Source organism: Parageobacillus sp. VR-IP (genome assembly GCF_013357975.1).
GTDB lineage: Bacteria > Bacillota > Bacilli > Bacillales > Anoxybacillaceae > Saccharococcus > Saccharococcus caldoxylosilyticus.
This window is the reverse complement of the sequence record NZ_JABVYQ010000003.1, coordinates 92,895-104,959: the sequence shown is the minus strand read 5'-3', so window position 1 is coordinate 104,959 and position 12,065 is coordinate 92,895. Positions and strand designations below refer to the sequence as shown.

Here is a 12,065-nt window from a genome sequence, read left to right as displayed (position 1 = left end):
AGCTTCGTTTATCAAAAGATGGATACATACTATATTGGTCGCCACAAATATCTTTAATGAAGTGATAGGATGTTCCCCTCAAAATGGATGAGGGGAACATGATGATTTATGCTTTAACCAATACTGTTTTAATAGATGTAAAAAACTCTATTGCTGCTTGCCCTTGTTCTCTAGAATGAGAACTTGATTGTTTCATACCACCAAAAGGAGCTTGAAACTCCACTCCAGCTGTTTCGGCATTCACTTTTACTAATCCAGCTTCTATTTCATTAATAAACGAGAGAATGTTGCTAATATCTTTAGTATAAATGGATGCGCTTAACCCGTATTCTGTGTCATTGGCGAGTTCTAACGCTTCCTCGATGCTATGAACTTTGATCAATGCAAGCACAGGTCCAAATATTTCTTCCCGTGCAATAGTCATGTTTATGTCTACATTTTCAAAAATAGTCGGTTCTACATAAAAGCCGTTAGCAAATTCACCTTCTATACATCTTTTGCCGCCGTAAATTAAATCTGCCCCTTCTGCTTTTCCTTTTTCAATATAGGAGAGAACGGTATTTAATTGCGCCTCACTTACACATGGACCCATCCATGTTTCACTGTCCATCCCATTTCCTATTTTTAGTTGCTTTACTTTTGCGAGAAGTTTTTCTTTAAATGTTTCATATACTTCGCTTTCCACAAAGACACGGCTTGTAGCAGTGCATTTCTGACCCGTTGAACGCAATCCCCCATTTATCGTTCCTTCGACAGCAAGATCCAAGTCCGCATCTTTAGCGACAATGACAGGATTTTTTCCACCCATTTCAAGTTGGTATTTCGCGCCGCGTTCAAAAGCTGCTTTTCCCACCAGTTTTCCTACAGTATTTGAACCTGTAAACGTAACTCCGTTAATATCCGGATGATTCGCGATCCCTTGACCGATTACAGAACCCGGACCGCATATCATATTGACGACTCCCTTCGGAAAACCGGCTTCATGGAAACACTCCATCACTTTGGCAGCCGTTACAGCAGCTTCGCTTGCAGGTTTTAAAACAACTGTGTTTCCATATACAAGAGCAGGCGCCATCTTCCATATAGGAATAGCTACAGGGAAATTCCACGGCGAAATGACGCCAACGACTCCGAGCGGAACTCGCGTAGTGAACATTAAAGCCTCATTATCACTTGATGGAATAACATCGCCAATTTTTCTAACTCCTTCTCCGGCATAATAACGTAATATATGGACTCCCCTCATTGTTTCTGCTTTTGCTTCACCAAACGTCTTTCCCATTTCTCTTGTCATCGTTTCCGCAATTTCTTCAAGACGTCTTTCAAGAATATCTGCTGCTCTGTATAAATACTCCCCTCTCTCTACTCCGGATCGTTTCCGCCATGATTTTTGCGCCCGTTTCGCTGCTGCCACTGCCTCGTTTAAATCTTCTATAGATGAACGTTGAATATATCCAACAACTTCGTTTTTATTAGCCGGGTTTATGCTTGCTTCCACTTCATTCGTTACTGAACTTACCCATTCTCCATCGATATAGTTGAAATAGGTTTTTACTTCTGTTTGCACTGTCATAACAACTTCACTCCTATTCCCTATTATTTTTGAATATGGAAACCTAAATAACCTTGCTATCTGCAACATAAAGGAAAACTTTTATATTTACTTTACAACTGTTTTGTGTGCCAATGCTTTTACTGGATTTGAAAGCACACCTATTTCTGGAATTTCAATCTCAATACGATCCTGATCTTGAAGGGTGAAATGATTTGGCGGAACTATTGATGTACCCGTTAACAATACGGTTCCATCAAATACTTTGTTATCACGAATTAAGAAAGAAACTAATTCATCATATCTTCTTTTTAGTTGTCTTGTATTTGCACTTTCCTCTACTACAAGTTGGTTGTTTCGATATATACGGCACGTTATTTGAAGATCATACGGATTTTTTACCGTTTCAGAAAGTCGGACTGCTGGGCCAATCGAACAGGAATTCTTCCATATTTTAGCCTGTGGTAAATAAAGAGGATTTTCCCCTTCAATATCTCTGCAGCTCATATCATTACCAATCGTATATCCAACAATTTCCCCTTCTTTGGTTATCACTAAGCCCACTTCAGGTTCGGGAATTTGCCAGTTAGAATCACTCCGCAAATAAACCGGTTCATTAGGACCTATAGTACGGGCAGCGGTAGATTTCAAGAATATCTCAGGTCTTGCCGCGTTATATACCTTGTCGTAACATGTTTCACCACCATTTGCTTTATCTGTCGTTTCGTAATTTCTTGCTTCACGACTTTTTTCGTACGTTACACCTGAAGCCCAAACCTCAGGCGCAACAATCGGCACAAGCAGGTTTAATTGAGATAAATCTTTTTGCAAACTCTTTTTTCCGGTAATGAATCCATAAATATAATTTAAAGGGGTCAATCCGGCATTTTTTGCTTCATAAATAATATCGATAAAGTCGTTGAATGGAAGAGGGTATATTTGATTATCATCTGTCACAGCAGCTAATACGGCATCTGAATTTTCGTTTAAATATCGAATGATCCTCATACATTCGTCTCCTTTTGTTTTATATTAAAAAACTATGTTTTATTATTTCGACAAAAAAGGAACCTAAATGGTATTTACAGATGTGAACTGCCATGTTTAGAATACCCCAACTCTTTAGAAATGAGATTAGCGGCATTTTTTAATAGCTGTACTTCTTCTTTAAGCACCAAATCATTGACTTTCGCAGACGGTTGGGATATGCTCATCGCCGCTATAACATTTCCAGAATGATCCCAAATAGGAACAGCTACACATGTAATACCTGGTTCGTTTTCTTCATTATCAAGCGCATAGCCATTTTTTCTAACTTTTTCGAGCTCGGCAAGAAATTGTTCTTCACTAGTGATAGTGTTAGCAGTATGACGCTTATAAACATACCCTTTTAAAAATTCTTTAAGTTCTTTATCATCTTTGAAAGCAATTAATGCTTTTCCTACCGCACTACTGTGAACAGGAACTCTCCTTCCAATCCTCGAATATAAAACTGTCCCCGAGGTTCCTTCTACCTTGTCAATATAAATTCCTTCTTTCCCATCAAGTATAACAAGATGAACGGTATTACCAGTTTTTACTGATATATCAATTAGGTGCTTCTTGGAAATTGCCCGAATATCAAGATGGCGAATCACTAAATTTCCTCTCTCAAACAATTTCATTCCCAATCTATACTTACCGTTTTCCGGGTTCTGCTCTATATAATGGTGGTGTTGGAGTGTTTTTAACAGTGAATGTACAGTACTTTTATGAAGTTGCATTTTTTCGCTAATATCCGTAATTTTTAACTCTGTTTCATATTCATCAAATAGATCTAAGATACGAAGAGCACGGTCAACAGATTGAATCAATGGCATATTCTTCACCCTCTTTAACAATGGATATTGGAACTATACCTGTGTTTTCTAGAACATTTTTAGCATGAATTACTTTATAATTATAATATATAGAGAGTGAAGAATACTAACTAAAAATTCCTACTATTTTTATTTTTTGCTGTTTGAGTATCATTGTTTGGCACTTAATAATATCCCTCACCTCCTTAATTACTTACTATTTCATTTTCCATAAACAGGGAAGATAACATCTTTTTTATAATCGTATACTGCTTCCTCAGCTACATAGAAAGGAACTACCCCATTTGCAGCATCCGTATGCCCAATTAAACGATTGCTAGCTGCAATACGCCGTTGACGTTTATACATATTTTCTAGTCTGTTTTTCGCAATCTCTTTTCTTTTCTGTTTAATACTCTCAAATTCAAATAAAAGTTTACCGTCTTGAAAAGCACTTTCATTTAAAAACTGAATTTTCCGTTCCCGAAGGCCAATATATAGAAGATCTCCTGTTTTCAAATAGAGTATGCCTCCACCCTTAATCGCCTCGGGAGTCATATGACCAATAGCCGCACCGTATGTTACACCTGAATAGCGCCCATCACTAATGAGAGTAGCAATGCGCTTTAACTGTCTGTTCGCATTAATATGTTGCATTGGTGTAAACATTTCCGGCATACCAAACGCCTCTGGTCCTTGACCGGATATAACGACAGCTATTTTAAGTGCACCTTCTTTCACCATCGTATCGAATAATTCATCATATTCCTTGTCTTTTAACGAATCAAATAGATGCGGAGAATTATGTTTTAATACAGCGATCAAGCTTTTATAATTAAAACTACGATTTAACTTCAGTTTTTCTAACAGATTAACATCTAGAAGCCCTTCATTTGCGTCATCTTCATTCTCATAATATAGAACAAATGCAATTTTCTTATCGAACTCATCAATTTGTGTGGTTGACATTCCGCTAATTTTTACTACCGCACTTTCAAAAAAGTTTCCTGATAAAACATCAACGCCACTAAATGGCCGTTTTGGTTTAGAGAGAATAATCGGATTATTTTGAACGTTTTCGGCTGGCAATTGATCTTTCTTCACGGAAAGTCTTTCTCTCCATGTCGTTCCCGTAACCGTCGGCGCATCAATGTCCATTGGAACTCCGTTATTCATCAACTCATGAAATACGGTTTCCATTCCTCTTATTTTCCCACTGCAGCACTGAATGGCTAAAGCGTAGATATCTCTTCCTTGTGTTAAACTGTAGTCAAATAAATCTGGAATCGGTACTTCATGATGGATTTTATCGTACTCCCGTAAATCAAACTTGTACCCTCCATAAAGCATTGCTGCCACAATATGCATCATGATATTGGTAGATCCGCCAGTAGCACTATGAATTCTAATGGCATTTTTAATATTCGCGGCCATTATATTAGTAACTCCATATATTGGGTTATTAATGAAATGCACCATGCTATCCAGCGCGGCGTTTATTTGTTCCTGTGTAGGCGGAGCAGTTAAAAGCTCCAGTGCGGGATGAATCAGTCCCAAACCTGCTATGAGATGTCTGGAACTATTGCCAGTTCCGTTAAATGCGCACACCCCACCCTGACTATCGCAAGTTGCTACTGCTAAACGTTTTTCATAATCTTCATGTTGTTCTATTGTAATAATCCCTTTTTCTCTTGCTCTTTCCAATACACCTTGGAATGCAGTGTTTGATGAACATTGCAAAATATATGAAAGTGCATCGCGCAAATCGTATGCAATATCTTCCTCCCCTATTGACTCGGCATGCCGGGCAACTTCTTCTAATTCAGCATATAAGCGCGGGGGAATGGTTCCTCCTTTTAAAACATGCGCCGGAGCAAAAGTGGCAAAGAAAGGAGCTTCGCCTCTTTCCCTCCGAACGCGATCAAGATGTGCTAAAGCACTGACAACCCCAAGTGGTTGTTTATCACAACCTTGAATAACAAAAGCCCCATGATAGCTATGTGCTTCCATCTGATTAACAATCATCTGTGCAACAGCATTTCGACTTTGTAGGGAATAACTCATTCCTTGATTGCTCTGTGCCGTCCCGTCACACATTACTGGTGTCGAAAATTGAAACGGAACTCCTCCATTTTGCCAAATGCGAATGGCGGCTCGAGCGATCGTTTGAAAATCCATAATATGAGCAGGGTGATCAGCGGATCCTCCTATAATTGCAATTCTAGGAGCATTATTATGTAATCTGTCATATATTTCTTCCAACGTCCAATCTGGCTGCATTCCTTTTAATTCGGGACCAAGGATCTGTTTAGAACGATCAAGCAGGCCTGCCACACATATAGGTTCATTTGCTTTTCCCTGCACGTTATCACGATATGGATTGACTTTGCTCTCAATATATGGATATTTAACCGCTGACATAATATTACTCCTTCCCCAGTAAATAGAAGATTCGTTTGTGGCTATTTGAATTTGAATGAGAATAAAGTTAGTTAACACTAGACACAGAAATTATATTTTTTCTAAGTGATTGAAAAATCCATTTCGAAAGGTTCTGATAAAATCTCTATATCCTTCATTTGTCTGGCTTCATCTAAGAGACTCTCAGAAATCCAAATATCTCTAAGTACCAGCGTATTTTTTATCCTGACCATTCTGACTCTGTTCATATCAAAAGCATTGCAGGTTTTGATAGCTGCTTTCACTGCTAATTCTTCTGTTTCTAAACACATTGGTAGTTTTACTACAGAAACCACTGTGCTTGTTAAAGCATTAGCGTATCCTTTTTCCCATACGATTTGTTCCTTAACTTTATTTGTTGTGATATCAGCAAGGCCAATACCATTGGCGTTGCCCTGTGTTTTTTCAGATAAACTTAATACCACTATGCGTGTCACTTCCGGGCCGCCAGTTGCATAGGGAGTAGCGTACCTGCCTGTAATATTTGGATCCATTCCATCCCCTGAAATATCCTTCCCTATTTCATCTACTACAAGCACATCAATTGGGCTAAACATAATTCTGGGCATCAATGCTTTTGCCTTTATCAATAGTTCAGGTTCCACTGTCTCGATATGCTCGGCTGGGACTGTAACAATTTTGGCAGGGCGATCATATGCATTTTCCAAAACAGCTACACCAAAAATAACTGGCGCCTTACGAATAACTATTTTTGCCATTTCAATCACATGTTTACTCATATACTTAAAGCTATATTTATGGGCTGCTTCGGCACCTTTTTGCTTACCGAGACCAATTGTTATCATTTTCATCAATCCGCTTTCAACTGGCCCCCGAAAAGCGGTATGTGGTTTAACCCTATTTATGACAATTATTTTATCTGCCTCATATGCAAGTTTATCCGTGTAAACTGGAAGCCCATTATCTAACCTTCCTACTTCTACTACTTCCATACTAGAACAAATAGGCGCACCTACAAATTCTTCTGTAACTCCCAAGTGTATTAGTACCTCTTTCTGACCTTCAGCAGTTGCCCCCCCGTGACTACCCATTGCCGGTACGATGAAAGGATTTCCACCTACCTGTTTAACAGCGTTTACGACTTCCCTAGTAATAATGGCTATATCTGCCACGCCGCGGCTCCCTACAGCAATTGCCACTCGATCGCCGGGGGAAATTCTATGGAGAACATTGGCTTGCTGAATACTCTTATGGACTGCTTCAGGAACATCTGCAATTTCAGGAGCGTGAAAGTTTTGCCTAATCTTGATCATTTTCGGAATTGGCACGTCTTTGAGTAGATCATTAATTATTCCCATTTTTCCTCCCTCTATTAAATTGATTTTTTTATTACATAAACAAACCATAGCAATAGAATTCTCTATCAGCGTATCTTTGAAGGAAATAGGGAAGAAACGCAAATACTAAATCCTATGCCTTCTGTAGAAGTACTCTCTTCTTAAAACCTGTTTAATAATAAATTATCAACCATAATTTTTGTAATTATTTACGCATTTTTTTCAATTCACTATACATTTCATTTACAAGATCTTCTCCAAATTCTTTAGCATATTTATCGATAACAGGTTTAATGGCTTCCTCCATCTTTTTCCGTTCCCCATCACTTACTTCATTAATTTTAATACCGGTTTTCTTTAACTCCTCTAATGCCTTTTTATCTTCCTGACGACTAAGCTCTCGTTGATACTTGCCAGCTTCCACAGCTGCATCCTGTAGAATCTTCTGTTCTTCTGGTGATAAGCTATCCCAGAATTTTTTGCTGACTAAGAAAACAAATGGTGTGTAAACATGCTTAGTAAGGCTTAAATAGTCTTGTACCTCATAATATTTATTAGATTTAATTGTCGCTAATGGATTTTCTTGACCATCAACTGTTTTGCTTTCAAGAGCTGTGAAAACTTCTGAAAAAGCCATTGGCGTTGGGTTAGCACCAAGTTTTTTAAACGCATCAATATGCACCTGATTTTGCATGGTCCGTAATTTTAAGCCTTTAAAATCATCTATCGTATTAATTGGATGTTTGCTATTAGTGACATTCCGGAACCCGTTCTCCCAATAAGCAAGACCAATCAACCTATGTTCGGGAAGTTTTTCTAACAATTTTTTGCCTATAGGTCCGTCTAAAATCGCATCCGCTTCTTCTGCAGTATTAAAAAGGAATGGAAAATCGAATATACCGAATTCTTTGACTATCCCAACTAAAGGAGAAGTTGATGGGATAGTAATTTCTTGTGTGCCACTTTGCAGCGCCTCGGTCATTTTTAAATCATCACCTAAAGTTGCGCTAAAATACGTTTGAACTTTCAATTTTCCCCCACTTTTTTTCTCCACTATTTCCTTGAATTTCAGAAGTCCTTGCCCTTCTGGATGATCTTCATTTAGCCCGATTCCTGCTTTAATAATCCTTTCTTGGATTCCATGATTATTAGACTTTGTTCCTCCTTGGGTAGCATTAGAACCACAAGCGCTTAGAAAAAGTAACCCCACTGATAGAAGGCTAACAATAAATTTCCTAGCCTTAAAGATTTTTTTCATACTTTATCCCCCTAACATCCTTTTCATTTTCAGTCTCCCATCCTATGACTATTGCCTAAACAAATCTAGTTAAACCATCCTAAAGGAACAGTAACTATTGAAGGGAATAAAATCAGCAACATTAATATTACAACGTGAACGATCAAAAACGGCCAAATTCCCTTAGTTAATTCCCACAAACTGAGTTTGCTGATTCCGCAGCCTACGTATAAAACTGTTCCTACTGGCGGAGTAATCAATCCAATACATAAATTAATCACCATAATAATCCCAAAATAAATCGGATCTATTCCAGCTAATTTAGCAAGCGGCAATAAAACCGGAGTAAAGATAAGGATCGCTGGTGTAAGGTCCATAACCAATCCAACCAATAATAATAAGATATTAATTATAATCATAAGTAGTAAAGGTTTATTAACTAACCCCCCTAGCATATTCGCCATTTCCGCTGGTACATTCGCCACTGTGATTAACCAGGCCGAAACCATAGCAGCAGCCGCAACGAACATAACAACACTTGTTGTTTTAGCAGCCGCAAGGAAGACTTGATACAAATCTTTAATTTTTAACTCTCTATAAATCAATGTTCCTATCAATAAGGCGTAAAACACGGCTATAACTCCTGCTTCGGTAGGAGTAAAAATCCCTCCTCTTAATCCACCGATAATAATCACTGGTAATAGCAATGCCCAAATAGCTTCGCGTACTGCAGCAAGAATTTCTTTAGTTGTTTTTCTTTTCGGCAATTCACATGTATCCCTTCTAGAAAGTATCGCCCACACAATCATTAACCCTGCTCCCATTAAAATTCCTGGGACTATTCCTCCCATAAACAATTGGGTAATAGAGACGCCTGCTGTTACACCAAAAATAATCATCGGTATACTAGGAGGAATTACAGGAGCAATAATTCCGGCGGCACAAACAATACCAGTTGACCGATTAACATTGTATTTCCTGGAAACCATCATCGGGATTAAAATCGCTCCAAGCGCAGCAGTATCGGCTACTGCCGAACCAGATAAACCAGCAAATAAAACACTTGCAATAATTGCAACAAAACCTAATCCTCCACGTATATGGCCAACAAGCGACATTGCAAAAGCAACAATTCGTTTTGATATTCCTCCTGCATTCATTAACTCACCAGCAAGGACAAAAAACGGAATTGCCATTAATGAAAAGTTATTTGCTCCGTTTATAAGATTTTGCGCAATAATCTGGCTATCGAAATTTCCCATAAAAACCATTAAGGCAATACCACTTATAATAAGTGCGAAAGCAATAGGGATGCCTATAGCTAATGAACCGAACAACGATCCTAAAAATATACCTACCATAATCTACCTCCAATTATGTAATTTAATTTAAACGGTTAATTTTGTAGAATCATTAGCGTCGATATCCTTTATATTGTTCTTTTTTTGATCACCATCACCGACCACCTGAGTGATAATTGCCTCATCAGAATTGGAAATCATAGATAACGATGCGTTCCGTACAAAAAGCGTTCGAAACATATTGACTAAGACTATAATAGCCATTCCTATACTTGTTACTACGCCTATGCCATATACTAAACCTAAAGGAGTGCCCGTCGCGGGCGCTTTGCTATCCATATTCAACACAGCCATTTTCCAGCTTCCGTTTAACAATAACCAAAGAACATATAGAACCAACAAATTGCTAACGATAAACACTACTTTTTTTGCTTTATGAGGCAATGCATTGATAACTATGTCTACTCCAAGATGCATATTTTCTTTCAAAGCAGCAATTGCCCCTAAAAAGACCATCCATACAAATAGGAAACGGGACATTTCTTCGGACCAAGTTATACCTGAGTTAAATACATAACGTAAGACAACATTACCGAATACCAAAATACACATCATGGCAAGAGTCAATACGATCAATACATTTAAAATACCATTTACTAGTTTGCTAAGTTTCTTCAATAGATTCACCATCCTTTTTCCATTTTTATCCGTTTTACTTATTTACTTAGCTTCTGCTTTTATCCTTTCATATAAGTCTTTTGCCCAATCATATTTTTTAAAAAGTTCATCATATAACGGTTGTACTGCTTCTTGCATTTGTTTAGTAAATTCTGGGCTCGGTGTTGTAAACTTAATTCCATGTTGTTCTAAAAATTTTTTATCTTCTTCATAACTCTTTTCCATAAGTTCAAATTCGTAATTGGCTGATTCTTTTGCAGCTTCTTCAATAATTTTTTGTTGCTCCGGGGTCAAACTATGCCAAAATTTACTGTTAATAATATAGATATTTGGACTAAACATATGCTTGGACTCTAGTACATTACTTTGGACCTCATACCATCCCGAAGCACGTAATGTGGCAATAGGATTATCCTGTCCATCAACCACTTTTTGTTCCAGTGCCGTAAAAACCTCTGATATTGGCATTGGCGTAACATTTGCTCCAAGTAATTTTCCTATAGTAATATAGTTAGGGATATTAGGCATTCTAATGCGTAGCCCCTTAAAGTCATCCATAGAATTTATTGTTTTATTAGACGAAAACATTCTAAATCCATTTGCACTCCATGCTAACGGATGAACACCATGCTTTTTTTCGAGATCTGCCGTAATTTCCTTTCCAATCGGTCCATTTAATACTTTTCTTACATGTTCAAAATCTTTAAATAAAAACGGCCACTCTGGTACCCCCATTTTTGGAATATCATTTTGCATAATCAAGCCAGGAATCCCCATTTCAATAGTGCCATTGCGCACACCGTCATAAAATTCCTTTTCAGCCCCTAGAGTACTGTTGGGATAAATCTGTACTTTAAGAGTTCCACCTGACTTTTCTTCAACCATTTTTTTAAATTTTTCTCTCAAAGCAATATTTTGTGGATGATCTTCTGCAAAATAGTTTGCTACTTTAATCACTTTAGTTCCTCCGTTTTTCCCTCCCCCCTGTGCTGCTTGTTTTTCAGTACTACAACCTGACAAAATAACAGAAATGAAAACGAAAAACGCGAAAAAGAGTACGCCAATTTTTTTCATTTTTTTGGAACAGCTCCTCTCTTTTTTGATTTCTAGAAACAAAATTTGCTACTTATCCAACCAGAAAAGGTGAATATATTAAGCGCTTTCAAAATATATTACAAGAAAGTTTCGTTTTAAATTATAAAACCGTGTTTATTAATATAACCAAGATAAAAAGAATTTCTGTGACGGTAATCATCCAAAGAAGTTGTTTTTGTGTATGGACAGAAAGCAACATTATTGTTCTATATTATAAAACTCAGTTTTATAATATAGATAAAATAATTAACACCATTGAATCGATTTTATAATATTACAAATTTTCATAATAGTCAAGCTAAATTTTTATTAAAAATGTCTACATAATTCTGTTGAAATTCCTTCTCTTCTAATATATAGATTTTCGTTACATTTATTCAATTTTCGCAAAGATGAGCGAGTATTAATGAGATAAGTGAGATTTTAAAATAAATTTCACACGATAAGTTTGATTGTATACAGAAATTATAATCATACTGTTAGCCATTTGTTCTTCTTTTTTTCTCCCTATAAATATTCCTTCTACACACAACTCATTTACTCTTCATAAATTTAACTTTGAATAGACAAAAATCTTTAGGCTAAAAAAAAGAGACAGGCATCTTA

9 protein-coding genes are annotated in these 12,065 nt (G+C 37.2%); all 9 read right to left on the bottom strand.

Annotated elements, in window-relative coordinates; translation table 11 throughout:
• Positions 1–106 precede the first annotated feature (106 nt).
• Positions 107–1,573, bottom strand: a complete 1,467-nt coding sequence (gene gucD, locus HT574_RS08670; protein ID WP_175244278.1) for an alpha-ketoglutaric semialdehyde dehydrogenase GucD — start codon at positions 1,571–1,573, stop codon at positions 107–109.
• A gap of 87 nt (positions 1,574–1,660) precedes the next feature.
• Positions 1,661–2,560 (bottom strand): fumarylacetoacetate hydrolase family protein, encoded by a 900-nt coding sequence (locus HT574_RS08665; protein WP_175244277.1) that lies wholly within the window; start codon positions 2,558–2,560, stop codon positions 1,661–1,663.
• 74 nt (positions 2,561–2,634) lie between these two features.
• Positions 2,635–3,411: an IclR family transcriptional regulator gene (locus tag HT574_RS08660; RefSeq protein WP_017437289.1), complete on the bottom strand. Its 777-nt coding sequence runs from the start codon at positions 3,409–3,411 to the stop codon at positions 2,635–2,637.
• Positions 3,412–3,612: 201 nt separating this feature from the next.
• Entirely contained in the window at positions 3,613–5,811 is a 2,199-nt protein-coding gene (locus HT574_RS08655; protein ID WP_175244276.1) for a dihydroxy-acid dehydratase domain-containing protein, read from the bottom strand.
• A gap of 101 nt (positions 5,812–5,912) precedes the next feature.
• Entirely contained in the window at positions 5,913–7,169 is a 1,257-nt protein-coding gene (locus HT574_RS08650; RefSeq protein WP_175244562.1) for a nickel pincer cofactor-dependent isomerase, group 22, read from the bottom strand.
• 184 nt (positions 7,170–7,353) lie between these two features.
• Positions 7,354–8,406: a TRAP transporter substrate-binding protein gene (locus HT574_RS08645; RefSeq protein WP_175244275.1), complete on the bottom strand. Its 1,053-nt coding sequence runs from the start codon at positions 8,404–8,406 to the stop codon at positions 7,354–7,356.
• Between the two features lie 65 nt (positions 8,407–8,471).
• Positions 8,472–9,749, bottom strand: coding sequence for a TRAP transporter large permease (locus tag HT574_RS08640; RefSeq protein WP_175244561.1), 1,278 nt, complete (start codon positions 9,747–9,749; stop codon positions 8,472–8,474).
• A 24-nt stretch (positions 9,750–9,773) separates the two neighbouring features.
• Positions 9,774–10,364 (bottom strand): TRAP transporter small permease, encoded by a 591-nt coding sequence (locus HT574_RS08635; RefSeq protein WP_081804201.1) that lies wholly within the window; start codon positions 10,362–10,364, stop codon positions 9,774–9,776.
• 42 nt (positions 10,365–10,406) lie between these two features.
• Positions 10,407–11,438: a TRAP transporter substrate-binding protein gene (locus tag HT574_RS08630; protein WP_175244274.1), complete on the bottom strand. Its 1,032-nt coding sequence runs from the start codon at positions 11,436–11,438 to the stop codon at positions 10,407–10,409.
• Positions 11,439–12,065 lie beyond the last annotated feature (627 nt).

Excerpts from the sequence above, each read along its gene's own strand:
- HT574_RS08665 (WP_175244277.1), bottom strand. The coding sequence starts at position 2,560 with ATGAGGATCATTCGATATTTAAACGAAAATTCAGATGCCGTATTAGCT.
- gucD (WP_175244278.1), bottom strand. The coding sequence starts at position 1,573 with ATGACAGTGCAAACAGAAGTAAAAACCTATTTCAACTATATCGATGGA.
- HT574_RS08645 (WP_175244275.1), bottom strand. The coding sequence starts at position 8,406 with ATGAAAAAAATCTTTAAGGCTAGGAAATTTATTGTTAGCCTTCTATCA.
- HT574_RS08630 (WP_175244274.1), bottom strand. The coding sequence starts at position 11,438 with ATGAAAAAAATTGGCGTACTCTTTTTCGCGTTTTTCGTTTTCATTTCT.
- HT574_RS08660 (WP_017437289.1), bottom strand. The coding sequence starts at position 3,411 with ATGCCATTGATTCAATCTGTTGACCGTGCTCTTCGTATCTTAGATCTA.
- HT574_RS08650 (WP_175244562.1), bottom strand. The coding sequence starts at position 7,169 with ATGGGAATAATTAATGATCTACTCAAAGACGTGCCAATTCCGAAAATG.
- HT574_RS08655 (WP_175244276.1), bottom strand. The coding sequence starts at position 5,811 with ATGTCAGCGGTTAAATATCCATATATTGAGAGCAAAGTCAATCCATAT.